The 21192-nt window shown below is 72.1% G+C and carries 15 protein-coding genes; 10 read left to right on the top strand and 5 right to left on the bottom strand.

All coding sequences use genetic code 11. The features are described 5' to 3' along the window. Positions 1-121 precede the first annotated feature (121 nt). Positions 122-517: a RidA family protein gene (locus tag ACZ561_RS37790; protein ID WP_471004368.1), complete on the bottom strand. Its 396-nt coding sequence runs from the start codon at positions 515-517 to the stop codon at positions 122-124. 137 nt (positions 518-654) lie between these two features. Between ACZ561_RS37790 and ACZ561_RS37785 the strand changes: the two genes are divergently transcribed. Further along, positions 655-1626: a helix-turn-helix transcriptional regulator gene (locus tag ACZ561_RS37785; RefSeq protein ID WP_471004279.1), complete on the top strand. Its 972-nt coding sequence runs from the start codon at positions 655-657 to the stop codon at positions 1624-1626. Positions 1627-1796: 170 nt separating this feature from the next. On the opposite strand, the gene ACZ561_RS37780 is transcribed toward ACZ561_RS37785, so the two are convergent. Then, on the bottom strand, positions 1797-2315 hold the full coding sequence (locus tag ACZ561_RS37780) for a GNAT family N-acetyltransferase (RefSeq protein WP_471004277.1): 519 nt from the start codon (positions 2313-2315) through the stop codon (positions 1797-1799). Here ACZ561_RS37780 and ACZ561_RS37775 point away from each other — a divergent pair. Genes ACZ561_RS37775 through ACZ561_RS37765 form a run of 3 tightly spaced genes read left to right on the top strand, consistent with a single transcriptional unit; the run spans position 2314 to position 8224 of the window. After that, positions 2314-2904, top strand: coding sequence for a helix-turn-helix domain-containing protein (locus ACZ561_RS37775; protein WP_471004275.1), 591 nt, complete (start codon positions 2314-2316; stop codon positions 2902-2904). The genes ACZ561_RS37780 and ACZ561_RS37775 overlap by 2 nt on opposite strands. Next, positions 2904-4202 (top strand): MFS transporter, encoded by a 1299-nt coding sequence (locus ACZ561_RS37770; protein ID WP_471004273.1) that lies wholly within the window; start codon positions 2904-2906, stop codon positions 4200-4202. Before ACZ561_RS37775 ends, ACZ561_RS37770 begins: the two co-directional genes overlap by 1 nt. Beyond that, positions 4160-8224 carry a hypothetical protein gene (locus ACZ561_RS37765; protein ID WP_471004271.1) on the top strand — a complete coding sequence of 1355 codons (4065 nt, stop codon included), beginning with the start codon at positions 4160-4162 and terminating at the stop codon, positions 8222-8224. Before ACZ561_RS37770 ends, ACZ561_RS37765 begins: the two co-directional genes overlap by 43 nt. Before the next feature lie 84 nt (positions 8225-8308). Here ACZ561_RS37765 and ACZ561_RS37760 read toward each other — a convergent pair whose 3' ends face one another. The 3 genes from ACZ561_RS37760 to ACZ561_RS37750 form a co-directional block, all read right to left on the bottom strand. Then, a complete protein-coding gene (locus tag ACZ561_RS37760; RefSeq protein ID WP_471004269.1) occupies positions 8309-8455 on the bottom strand; it encodes a hypothetical protein in 147 nt (48 codons plus the stop codon). Between the two features lie 265 nt (positions 8456-8720). Beyond that, complete coding sequence (locus tag ACZ561_RS37755) at positions 8721-10289, bottom strand: glycerol-3-phosphate dehydrogenase/oxidase (RefSeq protein WP_471004267.1); 1569 nt, start codon at positions 10287-10289, stop codon at positions 8721-8723. Further along, the gene (locus ACZ561_RS37750; protein WP_471004265.1) at positions 10286-10930 is read right to left on the bottom strand and encodes a TetR/AcrR family transcriptional regulator; all 645 of its coding nucleotides are present in this window, start codon (positions 10928-10930) and stop codon (positions 10286-10288) included. The genes ACZ561_RS37755 and ACZ561_RS37750 overlap by 4 nt, the downstream gene beginning before the upstream one ends. A 74-nt stretch (positions 10931-11004) precedes the next feature. Between ACZ561_RS37750 and ACZ561_RS37745 the strand changes: the two genes are divergently transcribed. The 6 genes from ACZ561_RS37745 to ACZ561_RS37720 all read left to right on the top strand — a co-directional run bounded on the left by ACZ561_RS37745 (position 11005) and on the right by ACZ561_RS37720 (position 20860). After that, on the top strand, positions 11005-12600 hold the full coding sequence (locus tag ACZ561_RS37745; protein ID WP_471004263.1) for an FAD-binding oxidoreductase: 1596 nt from the start codon (positions 11005-11007) through the stop codon (positions 12598-12600). 60 nt (positions 12601-12660) lie between these two features. Then, positions 12661-13542 carry a diacylglycerol/lipid kinase family protein gene (locus ACZ561_RS37740; protein WP_471004261.1) on the top strand — a complete coding sequence of 294 codons (882 nt, stop codon included), beginning with the start codon at positions 12661-12663 and terminating at the stop codon, positions 13540-13542. Positions 13543-13944: 402 nt separating this feature from the next. Continuing rightward, a complete protein-coding gene (locus ACZ561_RS37735; protein ID WP_471004259.1) occupies positions 13945-14499 on the top strand; it encodes an HPP family protein in 555 nt (184 codons plus the stop codon). A 213-nt stretch (positions 14500-14712) separates the two neighbouring features. After that, entirely contained in the window at positions 14713-15690 is a 978-nt protein-coding gene (locus ACZ561_RS37730) for a hypothetical protein (RefSeq protein WP_471004258.1), read from the top strand. A gap of 287 nt (positions 15691-15977) precedes the next feature. After that, a complete protein-coding gene (locus ACZ561_RS37725; protein ID WP_471004256.1) occupies positions 15978-17840 on the top strand; it encodes an HSP90 family protein in 1863 nt (620 codons plus the stop codon). Further along, positions 17840-20860 carry a tetratricopeptide repeat protein gene (locus tag ACZ561_RS37720; protein WP_471004255.1) on the top strand — a complete coding sequence of 1007 codons (3021 nt, stop codon included), beginning with the start codon at positions 17840-17842 and terminating at the stop codon, positions 20858-20860. The genes ACZ561_RS37725 and ACZ561_RS37720 overlap by 1 nt, the downstream gene beginning before the upstream one ends. Positions 20861-21192 lie beyond the last annotated feature (332 nt).

Here is a 21192-nt window from a genome sequence, read left to right as displayed (position 1 = left end):
GACGTCTGCGTGTCACAGCCGTTGCGGGAACGGCTCGCCGTCGATGGCACGGACGACGGTCGTCACCACCCTGAGCGGCGGATATCACTCACCCGCCTGCTGCGAAGGGGGTGCCGTCACATCATGCGACGGCGGTCCCCTCGAGCTCGACCATCTGGCCGGGGATCGCCAGTCGGGTCACCCCGAGCATCGTGGTGGCCGGCGCCACCCCGGCGGCGCCCAACCGCGCAGCCAGCCCGCCGTAGTGCTGGAAGAGCAGATCGACGTCGGTCGTGTAGACGTTGAGCCGGACGAGGCTCGCGAGAGACATGCCGGCCTCGCCGAGCACGGCCTCCAGGTTGTCGATGCTCAACGCCAGCTGCGCCTCCATGTCACCGTCATGCTGAGGCTTGCCGTCGCCGCTCATCGCCGTCTGGCCCGAGATGTACAGGGTCCGTGTGTGGCCGGAGACGACCTCACCCTGGTTGAACCCCATCTCCACCGACCACGCCACCGGGTTGATCGCCGTTCGCTCCATCGCCACATCAGCTCCATTCGGTTCATTGGGGAGTACGGACGTCCATCGGCTCGGCAACCGCCGGCTTCGACGTCGTGTGAGCGAGCCTCCCAACAAATCACGACACCCTTGGTCATGTATTTCGTTAGAGTCCTCGCATGCGCGCCGACCGCCTGGTTTCACTGGTGCTACTGCTGCGCCGGCACGGTCGGATGACCGCGGACACATTGGCCCGCGAGCTGGAGGTGTCCACCCGCACCGTGCTGCGCGACATCGAGGCGCTGTCCGCGGCCGGCGTTCCGGTCTACGCCGAACGCGGGCGGCACGGCGGCTTCGGCTTGTTGCCCGGATTCAGGACCGAGCTCACCGGACTGAACCACGACGAGGCCCTTGCCTTGCTGACCGCAGGTGCGGCGCGCGGCGAGCAGGTGTTCGGCCTCAGCTCGGCGCTCGCTTCGGCGATGCGGAAGGTGGTCGACGCGCTGCCCGAAAGTCACCGGGCCGTCGCGAGCGACGGGGTCCAGCGATTTCTCGTCGAGCCGGAGACCGACCTGCTCTCACGCCGGCTGGTTGCCGACGAGGTGCCCGACACGACGATGATCGAGGTCCGGCGCGCGGTGCTCGCGGGACACAAACTGCGCATCCACTACGCGGCCACGGGCCAGACGCCACAGTGGCGCACGGTCGACCCGATCGGCCTGGTCACCGTACGAGACCGGGGCTACCTGCTGGCCACGAGATCCGGCGCGGACCGCACCTACCGGCTGTCACGGGTATTGGCCGCCGAGGAACTCCCCGAAGCGGCACAGCGACCGAACCGGGTCGATCTGGACCGGATCTGGCGGGAACGTTCCGCGCGGTTTCTCTCCGATGGCCACCTCACCGTGCTGGTACGGGTGAACCCGGCGTGCCGGGAGGACCTGCTGGACACCGCGCTGGCCGTCCGCGCCGAAGAACCCGAAGAGGGCGGATGGCTGCGGCTGGAGGTGACCTTCCAGGATTCACGACACGCCGAATGGGCGCTGTGGCAGCTCGGCACGGACGCGGAAGCCCTGGCCCCGACGTCGTTGAGGAGCTCCCTGCACGACCGCGCCTCCGCGATGGCGACTCACTACAGAGAATCGTCCTGAGAGCGGGAAGCCATCTCCTTCGGCCGACCGGATCGACGTCGGTGCCTTCGACATCAGCCATCGGACGGCGGAACAGCAGTTGCTCTGCGCCCTCATGAGCGGAGAGTGGTCGCCGTGTCCTGACCGAAGGGGCCGCGGCCAGTCGATGCGGTCTTTCACGTCGCGGCGGCTCAGGTCAGGGGGAGCCGCATGATGGTGAGGTCGAGCCATCGGCCGAACTTGGTGCCGACCTCCGGAACCGTACAGACGTGGTCGAAGCCGAACCGTTCGTGCAGTCGGATCGACGCGGTGTTCTCGGCCTCGATGTCGGCGATCACCACATGGTGGCCCGCATGGCGCGCCGAGGCGATGAGGGCAGCCAGCAACGCGGAGCCGACGCCGAGCCCGTGCCGGTCCTCGCGGACGTAGACCGAGTCCTCCACCGTGTGGCGGAACCCGTCGAGATCCCGCCACGGTCCGTAGACCGCGAAGCCGGCCACCTCGCCCTCCACCTCGGCGGCGAACGCAGAGCCGCGCTCCATGTGGGTGTGCAGCCAGGCGGCACCCTCGCTGGGGGACTGCGGGGTGTGGGTCCACAGGGCCGTCGAGTGCTCGATCGCGTGGTTACGTATCGCCCGGATGGCCTCCGCGTCGTCGGGGCGTGCCCGGCGCACCGCCACGACCTCGGTTCTCTCGTATATTGGATTCATGTCCAACATAGTAGACCCCCTGGTGGCGCAGATCGCGGACCGCGTCCGTACCGAGCGGGAGCGCCGCCGGTGGACCCTGGCCCAGCTCGCGGAGGCCTCCGGGGTCTCCCAGGCGATGATCAGCAGGATCGAGCGCGGCGAGAGCAGCCCCACCGCCGTCGTGCTGGGCAAGCTGTCCGCCGCCTTCCAGCTCAGCGTCTCCTCCTTGCTCGCCCTCGCCGAGGGAACGCAGGACGACATGGGCGAAGTCGTCGGACTGCGCCGACGGGACGAGGCGGCCGAGTGGCGCGACCCGGCCACCGGATACCGGCGCCGCCAGGTCACCAGCCCCCACTTCCCGGCGGAGATCGCCGAGATCCACCTGCCTCCCGGAGCCCGCGTGCCCTACCCGGCCGCAGCCTTCGCCTTCGTACGACAGGTGGTCTGGGTCCTCGACGGCCACCTGACCTTCCACGACGGCGACTCGGTCCACGAACTCGAAGCGGGCGACACCATCGAACTCGGCGAACCCACCCCGCGCGTCTTCGCCAACACCACCGGCACCGAATGCCGCTACGCCGTCGTCCTCACCCGCGGCCCACAGCCGTGATGCGCCCCCTTCCCCGAGGCGGCACATTCCTCCTGGCCGCCATAGCCGGAACGGCGATCGCCAACAACTACGCCCTCCAGCCCGCGCTCGCCACCGTCGCCGCCGACCTGGACGTCCCCCTCACCGTGATCGGTCTCGTACCGACCGCCGCACTCGCCGGCTGCATGGCCGGCTTCGCCCTCCTCCTCCCACTCACCGATCACCTCGCCCCCAACCGGCTCGTCGCCGCGCAGCTCACCGCCCTGGCCGCCGCCCTCGCCCTCGCCGCAACCGCGCCCGGCGCCACCGTGCTCCTGGCCGCCTACCTGGTCATCGGCGTGGCGGCCGGCGTCGCGGCCCAGGCCGGCAGCATCGCCGGCCGCCACGCCCCGCCCGGGCGCAGCGGAAGGAGCGTCGCCACCGTGGCCGCCGGCATGTCGGCCGGCATCCTGCTCAGCCGCATGGTGGGCGGCACGCTCACCGACCTCCTCGGGTGGCGGCGGATGCTGCTCGTCTTCGCCGCCCTCGCTCTGCTCGGGGCGATCGTTGCCGCCGCACTTCTGCCCGGGCAGCGCCCGCACTCCCGCCTCGGCTACCGCGCCACCCTCGTTTCGCTTCCCCCGCTCCTGCGCCAACACCCGCAGCTGCGCTCCGCGGTGGCCACCGGCGGGCTCTGGTACTTCGCCTTCAACCTCACCTGGGTCGCCCTCGGCCTCGCGCTGGCTCAGCCGCCCCACTCCCTCGCCCCGACCGCCATCGGCCTGTACAGCCTCGCCGGACTCCTCGGCTTCGCCGTACTCCCCGTGACCGGACGCCTCGTCGACCGGTACGGCGCCCACGCCGTGATCACCACCGCGGTGCTCGCTGCCGCGGCCGGTGCCGCCCTGCTGGCCACAGGCCTGAACTCCCCGCCGGTCGTGGCGGCCGGACTCGCACTCTTCGACGCCGGCTGCTTCGCCGCCCAGGCCGCGAACCAGAGCCGCATCATCGCCCTCGACCCCCAACGCTCCGGCAGCCTCAGCAGCGTCTATCTCGTCCTCTACTTCACGATCGGCGCCATCGGCACCGGCCTCGCCGCTCCCGTGCTCGACACCTTCGGCTGGCGGGGCACCACCGGCACCGCCTTGGTCGCGCTGCTCCTCGCCGCCGTTCTCGGCCTGAAGGGGCGGGGGAGCGGAGCGGACGGAGGTCCGGAAGCGCGTGAGGTGCGAGCGGCGATGTCAGTGACGCCCCGTAACGTAGTAGCCATCGATCAGCACCACGGGGAGACCGACGCATGGGCACGCGTGTCGAAAAGAACGGCTACACCGCAGAACTGACGGACGATCTGGAGATCGTCTACCGCAATCCGCAGGGGCGGAGACTGAAGAGCTTCCCCGCCCCCATCGCGGGCGCACCAGGGCTGGATGCGCAGTTCGAGGCACGGAGGCATCTGAGGAAGCAGCGTGAGGTGTGCCGCCGGCAGGCTCGTGAGTGGGCGCTGGCCGGGGCCGCCGTGCCACGTGCACTGGCCGATGCCGATCCGCTGTGGCGGGAGGCGCTGGAGACGGAGGATGTCGACCTCGGCGACGAGCTGGGCGACGGCGGCCTGTGGGCCCGTACGTATGTCGGGTTCGACGGGCTCACACTGACGCAACTGCTTCCCGAGCAACTCATTCCGCACCGCGACCGTTTGATGCGCGAGGAGCACTGGGAGCCGGAAGGATGCTTCTCCACCGGCATTCCGGACCTCTCCGGCGGCGAGCTCCCCTTCCCCGAGCGGATCATCGCCGCCCACCCAGGCCTCGAGGAGCTGGTGACCCACAAGCTCCTCAGCCTGCAGGGACGCACTCACCAGTGGAGTCTCGTCTACAAGTTTGATGTCGACAGTGAACTCCAGGGGCTCGAGGAATCGGCTCCCGCGCTGTTCATCACCCTTCTCGACGAGATGGCCGACCTGGCCCTGCGGCTGCGCGAGAAGCCGGCAGCCGCCGCCTGGTTCGGGCGGGCCCGCACCGCCGAGCGCGTGCAGGCCCGCAAGGTCGACAAGGAATGGCTGCTGGGCCGCTACCTCGCGTACGCCGACGGCCAGACCCTCTCCGCCACGGTCCTGCGTGCCTGGGCCCGCGAGCTGGCCGTCAAGGGAGTGGCGACCGAGGCGGACCTCGCCCGCTTCCGCCTGGTGGCGATCCGCCGCATCCAGGCGTCGTCGGAGGTGTATCCGCAACTGGCCGCCGACGTACGCAAGATCGCCAAGGCCGCCGGCCTCGACCCCGAGCGTGAACTGGCCACACTGCTCGGCGAGATACTCGACGCAGACGGTGTGTCGCTGCGCGACGACAAGTTCTGGACCGACTGCCTCAAGGGCACGGCCATGGACCTCCTGGGCGACCATGCCCCCACAGCGGTCGACCGGGTGCTGAAGCTGCGTCCGCGTCACTTCGGAGAAGACCCCACCCTGTGGCGGGCGCTGCTGGAGCGCACCGGCGCGCTGGCGCAGCTGGCCGGTGAGGCCGAGGGTCTCCCCGCGGGTGCGGCCGCGGTCTGGTTCTCCGAGTGTGTCCGGGGGAACAGCCACCACCACGGCCCCTCGCCCGTCATGTACGAGATCGCCGAGATGATCGCGCCGCGGCTGGCGGCCGATGGTGTTCCCGTGAAGTTCCGTTACCGGCACTTCGGTGACCGAAGCGACGCAAAGACGCCTCTTGACCTGATCGACCTCCTGCTGGAGCACGGCGCGCCTGTCGCAGACCCACCGGAACTCCTCGGCCCGTCGCAGCTGTACACCCTCCTGCTCGGCCGCCGGCCGAAGCTGGAGCATCTGCAGGCGGACGAGCGCTTCGCCCGCGAGCTGCGGGCACGGGTGCGCGCCGATCTGGAGATGACCACCAAGGACCTGGGGCCCAACAGCTGGTATCAGCCTCATGAGACAAAGGGCTGGCAGCACATCCCCGAGCTGTTCGACAACCCGATCGGGCACGAGGAGATCCGTGCCTGGTGCGACCGCGAGCGGGCGAAGCTGCGCGCGGGGGTCGACTTCGAGGAGCTGGTCCTGCTGCTCGGCCGCTTCGTACACGTGGGCGTGGCAGTGGACCTGCTCCTCAAGAACGCGGACGCTGCCGCGGAGTTCGCGGCCGTGGATGTCATGACGCTGCTGATGGCCGAGCTCCCCGACACCGTCTCGCGGGCGCAGGTGGAGGAGGCGCTGGGCAGACTCCAGCCCTACGGCGTCGAGCGGGAGGGCGTCCGGGGCCCCAATCGCGGACCGATCCTGGAAACGCTGCCGCAGCTGGGCGAACCGATGAACAGTCTGGCCGCACGCTCCGTGGTGATGGCCGTCAACTGCCGTGCCGGCCTTGAGCGGCTCGTCCGCCGCCTCACCCCCGATGGGGACGACGCGAAGCCGACCCCCGAGGCGGGGAGGGAAGCGCCCTACATCCAGATGGCCCGCCAGATGATGCGGTTCGCGGAGCGGGACACCGCCGTCTGGGAGGGTGACCTCGCGCAGCCCAGCACCAGGTTCGACATCTCAGTCCGCCACGACGTGTTCCACCGGGCGCACGCCAACGCCGCGCCACTCGCCCTGTGCGCCGTCTCCTCCAGGCCGGGCGGCCGGGCGGGCCAGTCGCTGATGACGTACACGACCCATCCCGTCGCCGCCGGCGAACCGGGTCGCTGGCGGATCGTTTACTGCGAGGCGCCCGAGGACCGCACCGGCGCCTATGCCCCAACCCAGGGGCAGGTCTTCCGGACGGCGACGTCCGTCGCCGTCGTACTGGTCAGCCGAGGGACCGAGCCCCACCGGATGCTGTGGGAGTACGCCCCCGACGGCTCCTTCGCCGAGGACGGCCCCCTGGCAGCCGCAGGAGTGAAGCTCACGAGTGCCCACGTTCTCGAGCCGGCGCGCCCGGCCGACTGGTTCGCGCGTTTCGTCGCGCTGTACCGCGAGCGCGGCCCGGCACCGGCTCGTCCGGAGCTCGCCGCAGCCCTCGCCGAGCGGTTGGGCCTCTCGCCGGTGGAAGCCACCGTGCTGCTGATGGCACACGTCTCCTGCGCGCCGCACCAGTTGGAACAGGAGGACGACTACCTCTCCCATCACCCCTCCGCCGACCTGGAGGCATGGAAGATCCGACGCAGCGAGGCGGACGAGGCTGCCGCCGCCCTCACGTCCGTGCTCGGCTCCCGGTTCTTCACGACGTTCTACGACAAGCTCCTCCCCGACGATCCCGAGCAGCTGTGGAGTACGGGCCCCGACGTGGACCGCGCCGCCGAGTGGTGGCTGCAGGAGCTGGGCAGCCCCCTGCCCGTTCCCACCGCACTGCTGCCTCTCGCAACCAAGGAGATGCACCCTCCCAAGGGCGAGGCGGCCCTCGCCCCGTCGGAGGGCTCGGGCGAGCGCTCGTGGCCCCACCTGCGGCTTCCCTCTCTCCTGGGGACCCTCGCCACCGGGGCGCACTGTCTCGACCACCACCGGGCAGGCCTGGTAGGTGAACCGCAGCCGCTGGCCCTGCCGAGGATCGCCGCCTGGACCGCCTACCGCACCCCGGCCGGCGATCCGCTGCGCTCCGCGGTCGCCGCGGCGATCTCCAGGATTCGCGAGGACCTGGCCGCGGATCCCGGCCCGCTCACCCTCTTCTCACTGCAGAGCAACTACCTGATGGGAGAGCCTCCTTCCACCGAGGCGCTCACCGCTCATCCGGCGGTCACGGAGGTGGCTGACACGACGTTCGCCATGCGTCATCTGCGCGTGGACCCCGCCGCGCTGAAGGGGCCGGACGATCCGCTGCTGGACACCCTGGACGCCTACCTCGACTCCGTACGGCCCTCCCAGTGGCTGCCCAGCCCCTCCGGGCTGCCCGCCCTCGCCGACCTGAGGCTGCTGCTGAGCGACGACTTCGTCGCGCTCGGCAAGCACCTTGCCTCCGACGGCGAGCGGCCCTCGGGCTGGGAGCAGGACCCCACGCGCTCCGTACCGCATCTCGTCGAGGAGTGCGCCAAGGCCTTCGGACTGAGCGAGGACGCCGCCGCGCTCTATCTGATGCTGCTCGCCCTGCCGGACCCGACGGACCGCAACGTCAAGGCGTGGACAGGGTGGAAGCCCGCCCGATTCAAGGAGGCCGAGGCCGAACTGGGCGCGTCGGGCCGGGTGCTGCGCGCCGCCAGGCCGCGAGCGGGTCGCTCCCTCTTCCTGCCGGGCGCCTGGCAGGAACGCAAGCCGCCCCGCCTCCCGATCGAGGTGGCTAAGCTCGGTCTGCTGCCGCTGGCGAGGGACCACCGATCGACGTCACACATGGCGGCTGTGCCGTCGGCCCCCTTGCCCACGCTGTTCGCGCGGGCATGGGAAAGGCGCCTACGTGGGTGACGGAGTGGGGTTGGGGGAGTGGTCGCGCGTCCCGCCACGCGAGGCTTCCCTGTCAGTTCACGCCTGACCGTGCCGGCCGCCTCGTCATCGGCGCCCACGCAACCGATCGAGCAGCGAGCGCACCTGGGCGCGCTTGCGGGGGTCGGTGGCGGCGCGCCGGGCCGAGGTGATGACCCGCTGTCCCTGCGGGGTACGGGTGAACTGCTTGATACGCGTGATGAATCCGGACATGGTTCCTCCTTCGGGCTGTGCGTACCGCCCGCCTACCCCATAGGGGCGCGACGATGCCGGGGCGGGGCGTGCCCCCAGGTACGGGACAGTCCGGGAGGGTGCGGCCGGCGACACCTTCGGGTCAGACGGCGCTGCCTGGCCGCGGGGCCTCCCACGCGGTCCGATCACGGGCCAGGCAGCCGGTGCCCGATCTCGGAGCCGGACCGCCCGGCCGGGCACCCGGACCGGCTCCACCGGTCCGGGCCCCGAGACCGGCTCCGCCGGGTCAGGCCGTCTGCGTGAGCACGCCCAGGGCCGCCCGCTCGGCCGTGTCGCGGTCCTTCGCGACGAGGCCGATGCGGGTGCGGCGGTCGAGGAGGTCGGACGTGTCCAGTGCGCCTTCATGGCGGACGGCCCAGAGCAGTTCGGCGCAGGTGACTGGGTGGCCGGGGACGACGGGCTCGGCGAGGTCCGGGTTCCTGACGCCGAGGTCGTGCACGGCCGGTGCTTCGGTGCCGTAGCGGCGCACGAGGCGAGCCGGGACGTCGAGGTTGGCGAGGGCCTGTGGCCGGGCGGCGCCGACGAGGGGCACGGAGGCGGTGCGGCACGGGCCGGCGATGAGGGTCCGGGCTGCCACGGCGGCGTCGACGGCGTCCTGGGCCATGCGCCGGTAGGTGGTGAGTTTGCCTCCGACGACGGTGATGATGCCGTCGGAGGAGGCGAGGACGGCGTGCTTGCGCGAGATGTCGGCGGTGCGGCCTCCCGACCCGCTGGTGTCGAGGAGGGGCCGCAGGCCTGCGAAGGCCCCGACCACGTCCGCGCGGCGGAGGGTGACGTCGAGGGCCGAGCCGAGGACGTCGAGGAGGAAGCCGATGTCGGTCTCGGGGACTTCCGGCACGTCGGGGATGTCGCCCTCGACAGGTTCGTCGGTGAGTCCGACGTACACCCGGCCGTCGCCCTGCGGGAGGACGAGGACGAAGCGGTTGGTCTCGCCCGGGATCGGGATGTGCAAGCCGGCGGAGAGGCGGCCGAGGTCGACGTCGCGCAGGACGAGGTGAGTGCCGCGGGAGGGCCGCAGCCGTACGTCGTCGACGAGGCCGCCCGCCCACACCCCGGCCGCGTTGACGACGGCCCGGGCGCGGATGCGCAGCTCCTGTCCGGTCGTCTCGTCGCGGACCAGTGCGCCGTCGCCGGTGAGTTCGAGGGCGCGGGTACGGGTGAGGATGCGGGCGCCGTGCGCGGCCGCGGTACGGGCGATCGCGGTGACCAGCCGGGCGTCGTCGGTGAGTTGGCCGTCCCAGGAGAGCAGCCCGCCGCGCAGCCCCGTGGTGCGCAGGGCCGGGGCGAGGTGACGCGTCTCGACGGCGGACAGGGTGCGTGGGGCGGGGAGGGTGACGCGTGACGTACGGGCGGAGGCCCGCAGCAGGTCGCCGGCGATGAAGCCGGCGCGGGCGAGGGCGGCCTGGCCGCGGCTGACGAGCGGGGTGAGGGGCAGGACGAAGGGCTGGGCGCGGACCAGGTGGGGAGCGGTCCGTTCCATCAGGATGCCGCGTTCGACGGCGCTCTCGTGGGCGACGTCGAGCTGTCCGGTGGCGAGGTAGCGCAGTCCGCCGTGGATCAGCTTGGAGCTCCAGCGAGATGTGCCGAACGCGAGGTCGTGGGCGTCGATCGCGGCGACGGTGAGCCCTCGCGTGGCCGCGTCGAGCGCGGCTCCGGCTCCCGTGGCACCGAGGCCGACGACCAGGACGTCGACCTCGGTGCCTTCGGCGAGTTCGGCGAGTTCGCGGCTCCGGCGCTCGGCGTTGAGCGAGGAGCCGGGCGGGGTGGGGCTGCTCTGGGGGTTCACGGGGCTCATGGGGTGAGGGTCCTCTCCAGCAGGGTGCGCAGCTCGTCGAGGAAGGCGTCTGCGCTCAGTTCGGGATCGGTCTCGTCGGTCATGGTGCGCAGCGAGAGGGTGAAGGACTGCACGACGAGCAGCAGGGACCGGGCCTGCAGGTCCGCGTGGCCGCGCCGCACGGATCCGTCCTCGTGGCCTTCGCCGAGCGCGGTTACGAGGAGGCGGAGGAACGCCTCCTGGCTGGCGCCCCGGCGGTCGAGGATGTAGGGCAGCAGCAGTTCGGGGTCCACGTCGAGGATCTTGTGGAAGAGCGGGTGGTCTCGGAACGCGGCGGCGCCCGCGACGAGCCCGTCCACGATCCGCGACCGGACGGGTCTGCTGTCGTCGGCGGCGGGCATGGCGTCGGCGGCGACGGCGATCCACTCACGGGTCATCAGGTCGCCGACGAGGCTGCGGACGTCGGGCCATCGCCGGTACAGCGTCATCCGGGACACGCCCGCGCGCCGGGCGACGTCCGTGAGGGTGGTGCGCCGTACGCCGACGGCGAGCACGCAGTCGCGTACCGCGTCCAGCACAGGATCTGCCTCGGTGCGGCTGCGGTCGGAGTGGCCGCGGTCCGAGTTGCTGCGGTCCGCATGGTTGTGACGAATGGGCGTCATCTGTCACAGTGTAATGCCAGTACGGGCCGAGCGGCAGCACCGTCCGTGAATCAGACCGAGAGGAACTTCTCGAAGTGGACATGTTGTGGAGCGGCTGGGGCGACCCGGCCAAGGCGGCCCCCCTTCCCGACGCGGTGACCGGCCTGCTGCGTGACCTGCTCGGCGTCACCCCCCGCGCAAGCGGCCCGTCGACCCTCGACGACATCGAGCTCCCCGCCCCGGCGCTGACCGGCGAGGCGCGCGCCGCGCTCACGTCGGCGCTCGCGGCTCAGGACGCGCTGCGCGACGACGCCGAGAGCCGAATCCGGCACACCCGCGGCAAGTCGACCCCCGACCTGTTGCGTATCCGGGCCGGCGAGGTCGACGACATTCCGGCCGCCGTCGTACTGCCGGCCGACCACGACGAGGTGCTGGCCGTGCTGCGTGCCTGTGCCGCCCACGGTCTGTCCGCCGTCCCGTTCGGCGGCGGTACGTCCGTCGTCGGCGGCCTCGCGCCCGAGACGAAGCGGCCGTTCGTCGCCCTCGACCTGCGCCGCCTCGACCAGCTGCTCGCCGTCGACGAGGTGTCCCGCACCGCGACAGTGCAGCCCGGCCTGCGCGGCCCCCAGGTCGAGGCACTGCTGAACGAGAAGGGCTGGACCCTCGGCCACTTCCCGCAGTCGTTCGAGTGGGCAACTGTCGGCGGCTTCGCCGCGGCCCGTTCCAGCGGCCAGGCCTCCGCCGGATACGGCCGCTTCGACGAGATGGTCCTCGCCCTCACCGTCGCCACCCCGGAGGGCACGCTCGAGACCGGACGTGCCCCCCGCTCGGCGGCCGGTCCCGACCTGCGCCAGCTGATCCTCGGCTCCGAGGGCGCCCTCGGAGTCATCACGGCGGTGACCGTCCGCATCCGCCCCCTGCCGCAGAAGCGCGTCTACGAGGGCTGGCGCTTCGCCTCCTTCGAGGCCGGGGCCGCCGCCCTGCGCCGACTCGCCCAGGACGGCCCGCGCCCCACCGTGCTGCGCCTGTCGGACGAGACCGAGACCTTCATCGGACTCGCGCAGCCGGACGCCATCGGCGCCGCCGACACCCCGCCGACCTCCGGCTGCATGGCGATCACCGGCTACGAGGGCACCGAGGCCGATACCGAGTCCCGCCGCGCCGCCGCGCGCGAGATCCTGCTCGACGCCGGCGGAGAGTACGTCGGCGAGGAGCCGGGTGACCGGTGGGAGCACGGGCGCTACAACGCCCCCTACCTGCGCGACGCTCTGCTCGACGCCGGCGCCTTCGCGGAGACGCTCGAGACCGCCGGGTTCTGGTCCACGCTGCCCGAGTTGTACGCGGGGGTGCGCAACGCGCTGACCAGCGCGCTCACCGAGGCCGGCACCCCGCCGCTCGTCATGTGCCACATCTCCCACACGTACGAGAACGGTGCCTCGCTGTACTTCACCGTCGTCTCGGCGCAGGGCGAGGACGCGGTCGCCCACTGGGACCCCGTGAAGCGGGCCGCCAACGACGCGATCCTGACGGCCGGCGGCACCATCAGCCACCACCACGGCGTCGGCACCGACCACCGTGACTGGTACGCCCGCGAGATCGGACCCCTGGGAGTCCGCATGCTGCAGGCGGTCAAGGCCGAGGTCGACCCGTCCGGCGTCCTCAGCCCCGGCGTCCTCATCCCCGTCCGCTGAACGCACCAGCCGACCCCGACCGTCCGCCGACTCTCCATCTCCCCTCCGGAGGCCTGATCCATGCGACAGTTCACCGCCGTCGTCAACCCCACTGCAGGGGGATCCAGCGGCACGGCGGCCCTGCTCCCGCTGGCCCGGCTGCTGCGGGAAGCGGGCGCGCGCCTCGACACCGTGTACAGCCGCAACCTGGAACACGCGCAGGAACTCGCCCGCCGGGCGGGAGCACAGGGTCACGTCGTGCTCGCGGTCGGCGGTGACGGCATGGCCGGCTGCGTCGGTGGCGCGCTCAGCGGCACGGACACGGTGTTCGGCCTTGTTCCCGCAGGCCGCGGCAACGACTTCGCCCGCGCGCTGGAACTGCCCACCGACGCCCCTGGGCTCGCGCGGGTGCTGCTCGACGGCGTACCGCGCGCGGTCGACACGATCGAGGTGGAGTCCGCGTTCCACGCACGCGTCTCCGTCCTCGGAAGCGTGTACGCGGGCGTCGACGCGGTCGCCAATCGCCACGCCAACGCCTCGCGTCTGCTGCGGGGCGCGGCGTCGTACTACGCGGGCGGCCTGCGGGCCGTCCTCGCCTGGCGGTCGGCCGCGTACCGGATCACGGTCGACGGGGTGCTGCACGAGCGCGACGGCTACACGGTCGTCGCGGCGAACTCCGGCTTCTACGGCTTCGGCCGGAACGTCGCACCCGGCGCGCGACTCGACGACGGGATGCTGGACGTCGTGGTGATCGGTGACGCCCCCAAGCGCCACTTCTTCGCGACGATGAACGAGCTGAAGACCGGAGCGCACGTGAACCGCCCCCAGGTGGAGATCCTGCGCGGCAAGGAGATCCGCATCGAGGCGGACCGCCCGCTCCCGTACGGCGCCGACGGCGAGGTCGACGCGACCCTGCCGGTGACGGTGCGGGTGCAACCGGGGGCGCTCAACGTACTGGGCTGATCGTGCCGGGAGCCGATGCGGTGCGTCCGCCGGGACATCCACGGCGAGCACGGTGCCGCTCAGCGATGGGCCGCCCGCACTCAAGGCGGGCGGCCCATCGTGACGTCGGGTGCCTGAACGCCGAGCTCCTGTCACCGGTTCGAGGACCCGGGGAGTTTCTCCGGGATCCGCAGCTCCGGGATCCGCAGACAGTGCTCGGCCGCACCGTTCCGCCGACGCGACGGAGTCGCGGACCCCGAGTCATACCGCCGCAAACCCGCAGGTTAGAGTCGTGAGAGGTTGCGCCGCCGACACCAGGGCGATGCGCAGAGCCGGGCCGGCTGTCGATCACAGAGCCCCTATGTCGTCCCCACCGCTCCTGCTCCATCCGGCCCTCGGCCGCCTGCCACGGAAACAGCACACATGAGTACCGACGCCCCTTCGCGTCCCGAACACGCCCACGCCACCCTCGACCGTCCTCGCCCGCCGCGGTTCGGCGGCCGTGCTCCGGCCAGACCCTCGCCGGTGGCCGCGTTCCACAGCGTGAGTGCCGCGACGGCCGTCCTGCTGGCGCTGGTCGCGATCGGCGCGGTGATCCACGAACCGGTGCTGATACCCCCGCTGGCCGCCAGCGCCGCTCTGGTGCACGCCGCCCCCACGCTGCCCCTGGCCCAACCCCGCAGCGTCATCGTGGGCCACCTGCTCGGCGCCGCCGTGGGCTACGCCGCCCTCGCAGCCGCGGGCAGCAACGCGTGGACCGCGGCCGTCGCCGCGGGACTCACTCTCGCGCTGACCACCTTCGCCCGCACGCCGCACTCCGCCGCCTGCGCCACCGCCGTCGTCATCGTGCTCCAGACACCCGCACCCGCCCGGTTCGTCCCCCTCCTCTTCGGCTCCACGGTCCTCCTCGTGCTGACGGGCTACGCCGGCTCCCGCATCCGCCGCACCTCACCGAGGTACCCCGCCTACTGGTGGTGACCCGCCAGGCACCCCCGCAGGGATGCCGCCCTGAGCCCCGGCCCGCGCGTCGCGACCCAGCTGCCCCAGGCGAACGCGGCGACGTACGCCCGAGCAGCCGCCGGACTCCGGACGGGAAAGAGTGTGCGATTGTCGGTCGCGCGTGATAGTCACTACCTCCACGAGGGGGTTGATCATCGGCCTCCCCGTTCGGACACAGCAAGGGGTGGGGACATGGCGTTGCTCCGTGAATGGGGGCTCACGCTGGGGAAATGGGCAGGTCGGCCCGTTGCGCGCGTACAGGAGGACTCCGGCGATCCTGACGTACGGCGCGTGCGGGAGGCCGCCGCGGCAGCGGACTGGGACACCGTGCGGAACGTGCTCGAAGCACGTCCCGAGAGCGAGGACCGGACCGAGCTGCTGTGGGCCGTCGGCGACATCGCGGGAGTGGAGCGCTGGATCGCCGGCGTGCTCGAAGCAGAACCCGACGCGGCGCTGCCCCGGCTCGTGGCGGGCATCCGCCACATCAGCTGGGGGTGGGAGGCCCGGACCGCGGCGCGGGCACAGCACGTGTCGCGCGAGCAGTTCGAGATCTTCCACGACCGGCTGCGTACGGCCGAGACGTACCTGTACGAGGTGGCCGAGCGCGAACCGCAATGGACTTCGCCCTGGTACGGCCTCCAGACCACCGGCCGCGGCCTCCAGGTCGGCCAGGACGTCGCGCGCCGCCGCTTCGAGGCGACGGTTCGACGCGACCCCCACCATCTCGGAGCGCATCAGCAACAGTTGCAGCAGGTCTGCGAGAAGTGGGGCGGCTCGCACGAGGAGATGCACGCCTTCGCGGGGAAGGCCGCGTTCGGCGCTCCTGGCGGCACACACCTGGGCCAGCTCATCGCGGACGCGCACATCGAGGAGTGGCTCTCCCTCGACCAGGGACCGGACGACGCGTACATGCGCCGGCCCGAGGTGACCGTGTCCCTGCGGAAGGCCGCCGATCACTCCTTCCGGCACCCGGACTTCGTCCGCCGCGGAGCCTGGCTCCAGGTCCTCAACACCTTCGCCATGGCCTTCTCACTGGCCGGAGACCGTGTCTCGGCGCGGGAGTGCTTCCAGGCCCTCGAGGGCCGCGTCACAGAGTCCCCCTGGAACTACCTCGACGGAACCGACCCCGCCGCGGCCTACCGGAAGCAGTGTTCGTCGGCCGGGCGCTGAGCCGGAGGTGCCACGCACCCCGTGACCGCCAGGCGCGGCACGGGTAGCCCCGCGCCGCCGGCGCATCGGGGCATCCGGTCGTCCTGCCGTTCCGCCCGGTTCCCGTACCGACGGCCGTCCTGACGTTCCGTGACGCGAACGGCCTCCGTCTCGACGGCCCGGCGCTCCGGCCCGGCGCTTCGAGCCGATGCGTCGAACGGGCACTCCGGCCCCGCCCCGCCTTCCATCCGTAACCCGCCCACGTCGCCGAACGGCGGCAGGCGTGCCCTACCGAAAGACTCCGCAAGGTGCCCCAATCCGAGACCGCTCACACCTTCCAGGTCGACTTGCGTGGACTGGTCGACCTGCTCTCCCACCACCTCTACTCGAGTCCCCGTGTCTACCTGCGCGAGCTGCTCCAGAACGCCGTGGACGCCATCACCGCCCGGCAGGCGCTCGCGCCCGACGCCCCCGGCACCATCACCGTGCGCACAGGTGACACCCTCACCGTCACGGACACCGGCGTCGGGTTGACCGAGGCCGATGTCCACCGGTTCCTCGCCACCATCGGGCGCAGCTCCAAGCGGACCGCCGAAGGCGCCCTCGACGGCGCCGGACTCGACGCCGCGCGCGGCGAGTTCATCGGCCAGTTCGGCATCGGCCTGCTCGCCTGCTTCGTCGTGGCGGACGAGATCACCGTGCTCAGCCGTTCCGCCGCCGACCCGGCCGCCCCCGCCGTCGAATGGCGTGGCCACTCCGACGGCGGCTACACCATCCGTACCCTGCCCGCCTCGGCCGTGCCCGAGCCGGGCACCACCGTCCGGCTCACGCCGCGCGCAGACAACGCGGAGTGGACGAGCCCGGAGCAGGTCGTCGCCCTGGCCCGGCACTACGGCGGTCTTCTGCGGCACGAGGTCACCGTCGTCGGACCGCGGGGCGAGACCCACCGGGTCAACGAGCAGCCCCCGTGGGAGCGGAGCCATCGCTCCCCGCTTGCCCGCCGCGAGGCGATGACCGCGTACTGCCGCGACCTCTTCGACTTCACACCGCTCGACACCATCGAGCTCGACCTTCCCGCGGCCGGCCTGCGCGGCGTCGCGTACGTCCTTCCCACGGCCGTGAGCCCGGCCCAGCGCGCGGGCCACCGCGTGCACCTCAAGGGCATGCTCCTCACGGACCAGGCGCCCGAACTCCTGCCGGAGTGGGCGTTCTTCGTACGGTGCGTGGTCGACACCACCAGCCTGCGGCCCACCGCCTCCCGCGAGGCGCTGTACGAGGACGGCACCCTGTCCGCTGTACGGGACGCCCTCGGCGACCGGATCCGCGACTGGCTCACCGGACTCGCCGCCAGCGACCCCTCCCTGCTCCACCGCTTCATCGACACGCACCACCTCGCGGTCAAGGCGCTCGCCCGCTACGACGACGAGCTGCTGCGCATCGTGTTGCCCTGGCTGCCGTTCGAGACCACCGACGGCAACGTCACCCTCGAGGAGTTCGCGCGGACGCACCCGACCCTCCTGGTCACCCGCAGCGTCGAGGAGTTCCGCCAGGTCGCCCCGATCGCCTCGGCCGCCGGCCTGGGCGTCGTCAACGGCGGCTACACCTACGACCGTGACCTCGTGCACAGGCTGCCCGAGATCCGCCCCGGAGCGGCCGTCACCGACCTCGACCCCGCCACCGTCACCGCCCATCTCGACGCCGTGGACCCGACCGCCGAACTGCGCGCGGCGGCCTTCCTCGCCGTCGCCCGGGAGACGATCGGCGTCCACGACTGCGACGTCGTCCTGCGTGACTTCCAGCCCGTCACCGCACCCGCGCTCCTCCTCGACAACCGAGAGGCACGCCACGAGCGGACCCGGTCGAGCCTCGCCGCCGACAGCGACGGACTGTGGGCCGACATCCTCGGCTCCCTGCGCCACGAGACCCCGCGCGCACAGCTCGTCCTGAACCACCTCAACCCGCTGGTCCGCCAGGCCATCACGATCACCGAGCGCGGGCTGGCCGTCACGACCGCCGAGGCCCTCTACGGCCAGGCCCTGCTGCTCAGCCGCCGCCCGCTCCGCGCGAGCGAGAGCGCCCTGCTCAACCGGGCCTTCATCGGCCTGCTCACCCACGCCATGCACCACCCCGGCACGGCGGCACCCGGCTCCGAGCCCCGGAAGGACATCTGATGCTGGACACCCCCGAGGCCGTGGTCGAGGCGTTGCGCGAGAACAACGACCGCCCCCACGGCATTCAGCGCACCATCACCGCCGAAGAACTCGTCGAGGCGGCCGAGGCCTTCGAGAAGCCCGACGTCCTCGTCACCGCCCTGCTGGAGCTGATGTCGGCGTACGAGTTCACCGGCGAACACCGCAAGTCGCCCGTCGCCTTCGCCCGGGTGCTCAAACTGTGGGACACCGCTCCCGAATCCTTCAGCCAATGGGAGGCCCACCAGGTCTTCTGGCGCTTCAAGTGGGTGACGACGTCCCTGCTCCAGGTACCGGAGATGCCGCTGGCCACCGTCCACGGCTGGATCGACCAGATGCGCAGCCGCTACGAGACGGCCGAGCACGGTATGCAGCCGGTGGCGGCGATGCGCTACCACGTGGCGTCCCACACGGGCACCGGCGTCGCCGACGCCTACGACCTCTGGGCCACCCGGCCCCGCACCGAACTCAGCGACTGCGAGGCGTGCGAGACCCGGCATCTCGCCTGGCACCAGGTGATGTCCGGCGACCACACCGGAGCGCTCGACACGTGGCGGCCGGTCCTCGCAGGGGAGCAGGGGTGCAGCGAGGAGCCCCAGATGAGCCAGGCGCGCGCCCTGCCGGCGCTGCTGCGCCTCGGCCGCACGGACGAGGCCCGTTCCCACCACCTCACCGGATACCGGCGGGTCCGGGGCAACACCGGTATGCAGGACGAGGTCGGTCACCACCTCGAGTTCTGCGCCCTCTCGCGCAACGAGGGCCGCGGGCTGGAGATCCTCGCCGAGAACCGCCCGCTGTTCGAGGCGACCGGCGCTCCGCTGGCCCGCCTGGGCTTCCTCACCGGTGTGGAGGTGCTGCTCGCCCGTCTCGTCGAGGACGGGCACGCCGACACCGCCGTCGCCGGCCCGCCCGGACGGAACTGGACCGCCGGCGAACTCCTCGCCCATGTCCGTTCCGACGCGGACGCGCTCGCCGCAGCGTTCGACGCGCGCAACGGCACCACGGCCGTCGGCGACCACCGGCGGCTCCGGCTCGAACAGCGCCCGCTGCTCGACGAGCCGCTGCCCCTCGGACTGCGGACGTCCGTCGCCCGCTCCTCCGGAGCGAAGAGCACACCGGCGACGGTCTCCGCACCCACCGCCGTCGTCGACGTTCCCGAGGACTTCGTCTCCCTGGTGCGCGAGGCGCGGCGCCTGGAGACCGTGGGGAACCCCGCGGGCGCAAGGCTCTGGACCCGCATCGCCGAACGCCTCGCGGACGGCACCGCGACCCACGACGACCGGCTCGGCCCGGAGGGCCTCCTGCGGGCGGAACTCGCCGAGCAGAACGCGTTCCGGCTCTCGCACGAGGACCGCGCCGCCGAGAGCATCACCGAGCTGAAGGAGGCCGCCGAGCTGTTCGAGGGGCTCGGCATGCCGTGGCACGCCCTGTCCGCACGGGCGCGCGCCTTCGCCTGGCAGTTCGTCGCCGACCAGGAAGCGGACGGCGCGTCGACGGCGCAGGAGGACGGGGGAGCGGACCAGGCCCACGAGCCGCTGGACGCGGATCGGGCCACGGCCGCCATGGACGAGGCCCTGAGCGAGGCGGAGCGACTCAAGACCGATGCCCCGTTGACGGGCGAGGCCCTCGGGGAGGGCGAGGCCGCGTTCGAGGGCGACGCGGGACTGGAGCGCGTGCTGTCGTATCTCACGGTGCTGTACTCCTGCACCTTCGTCGCCTACCAGGAGGTGGTGCGGGGGCCGGAGGCCTCCGACTCCGCCCGGGAGCGGTTCGAGGAGTTCGCCCGTACGCTGCACTCCGAGGCTGAGCGCCTGTCCGTCCCGCACCATGTGGCCAACGCACGGCAGTTCGTCGCAGACATCGCCGTCCGCCGCGGTGACATCGCAGGCGCCGAGACGGAGCTCCGCGCCTCGCTCAAGGAGGTGGAGGCCTCCGGGAGGCCCTGGCGCGGTTCGCGTCCGCGCGCCCTGCTCGCCCAGATCCTGATGTCCAAGGAGGAGCCGGCGGAGGCGGTGGAGCTGCTGCACCAGGCGATCTCCGACGCGGTCCGGCACGACGACACGGAGTTCCCGCTGGCGCCGACGTACGCACTGCTCGGCCACGCCACCACACATCTCGGGGACTTCGGCGCGGCCGTCCGCCACCTCTCGGAGGCTGCGGCGCGGTTCGACCAGGGCGGGGAGCACAACGAGGCCACCGACACCCGGATCCAGCTCGCCGACGTCCTCGCGCGCAGCGGCCGGCAGGCCGACGCCGTAGCCGTACTGGAATCGGTCCTCTCCGATGAGGCGGCCTCTTCGCTCGACGAGCGAGTGCTCGCCCAGGCTCGGCTGTCTCTGGCGCGCGGACTGCGGGAGCTGGAGGAGTACTTGGCCGCGGCCGAGGAGTTCCTGCGTCTCGCGGACATCGTGGCCGCGTGGGAGGAGGAGCGAGCGGTGCACACCCTGGTGGCGGCGGACGCGGCCACCGCGCTGGCGTTGGCCGACCGCTGGGACGCGGCGCGCACGGCGTACGAGCGCGCCGTCGCGGCGCACGCCGAGGCACCGAACCCGTCCTTGATCGTGCACATGATGTGCGAGTTCGCGCGTCTCACCATGCTGTCCCAGGGGACCGACGGTCTGGACACCGCCCTGGACCACCTGGCGCAGGCCGACGCGATCCGTGGCGCTGTGCCGGAGGGCGACGAGAACTTCGTTCCCTGGTACGAGATCGGCACCGTGCACTACCGCCGTGCCCTCGTCCTGGCGGAGGCCGAACGCCATCCGGAGGCCCTGGTCGAGGCGGAGGCCGCCATCGCCGCCAACGAACAGGGCGGAGAACACGGCGAGGTGCCGCGCGCCGAAGCGGTCCGGATCGCCGCCCTGATCGAGGGGAAGGGCCTCGGCCGGTTCAAGGAGGCCATCGCCCGCCTGACGACCGCAGCGGCGCGCTGCCGGAAGGCGGACCTCCCCGAGGCGGCCCAGATCCTCGACGCCCTGCGACAGGACTACCTGACGCGATAGGGGTGCTGACGGCCCTCGGCCCCTGCGGCAGAAACCGCAGGGGCCGACGCCGGCTCCGTACCGGCCGGGGTCCGTCGACGAACGGGCGGTGCCTCCCTGCCGCGCCGGAGACCGTCGGGGCGCCTCTTTCCCGCTCTCCCCGAGCGCGAGGGCGACCATCACCGGCGAGTCGGGCTGTCTCGGACCGAAACCCCGATGACACAACGGCACGGCGGCTTGATACTGAGCCGGACCGGCCTCCGCCCTCAACCGCCGTGCCCGCGCACGCGTCTGCTGTCCAGGAGCCTCACCCCTCGTCCCCGCCCCGGGCTCGGACGTACATGGATGCCGCC

It is taken from the genome of Streptomyces sp. NPDC039609 (assembly GCF_055596705.1).
Note: the sequence above shows the minus strand (reverse complement) of the source record. Positions and strands in the feature narration are given on the sequence as shown.

Bases quoted from the DNA above. Each gene is read 5' to 3' on its own strand.
- ACZ561_RS37780 (WP_471004277.1), bottom strand. From the start codon at position 2,315: ATGAATCCAATATACGAGAGAACCGAGGTCGTGGCGGTGCGCCGGGCA.
- ACZ561_RS37740 (WP_471004261.1), top strand. From the start codon at position 12,661: ATGCGACAGTTCACCGCCGTCGTCAACCCCACTGCAGGGGGATCCAGC.
- ACZ561_RS37785 (WP_471004279.1), top strand. From the start codon at position 655: ATGCGCGCCGACCGCCTGGTTTCACTGGTGCTACTGCTGCGCCGGCAC.
- ACZ561_RS37735 (WP_471004259.1), top strand. From the start codon at position 13,945: ATGAGTACCGACGCCCCTTCGCGTCCCGAACACGCCCACGCCACCCTC.
- ACZ561_RS37730 (WP_471004258.1), top strand. From the start codon at position 14,713: ATGGCGTTGCTCCGTGAATGGGGGCTCACGCTGGGGAAATGGGCAGGT.
- ACZ561_RS37720 (WP_471004255.1), top strand. From the start codon at position 17,840: ATGCTGGACACCCCCGAGGCCGTGGTCGAGGCGTTGCGCGAGAACAAC.
- ACZ561_RS37765 (WP_471004271.1), top strand. From the start codon at position 4,160: ATGGGCACGCGTGTCGAAAAGAACGGCTACACCGCAGAACTGACGGAC.
- ACZ561_RS37790 (WP_471004368.1), bottom strand. From the start codon at position 517: ATGGAGCGAACGGCGATCAACCCGGTGGCGTGGTCGGTGGAGATGGGG.
- ACZ561_RS37775 (WP_471004275.1), top strand. From the start codon at position 2,314: ATGTCCAACATAGTAGACCCCCTGGTGGCGCAGATCGCGGACCGCGTC.
- ACZ561_RS37750 (WP_471004265.1), bottom strand. From the start codon at position 10,930: ATGACGCCCATTCGTCACAACCATGCGGACCGCAGCAACTCGGACCGC.
- ACZ561_RS37755 (WP_471004267.1), bottom strand. From the start codon at position 10,289: ATGAGCCCCGTGAACCCCCAGAGCAGCCCCACCCCGCCCGGCTCCTCG.
- ACZ561_RS37760 (WP_471004269.1), bottom strand. From the start codon at position 8,455: ATGTCCGGATTCATCACGCGTATCAAGCAGTTCACCCGTACCCCGCAG.
- ACZ561_RS37770 (WP_471004273.1), top strand. From the start codon at position 2,904: ATGCGCCCCCTTCCCCGAGGCGGCACATTCCTCCTGGCCGCCATAGCC.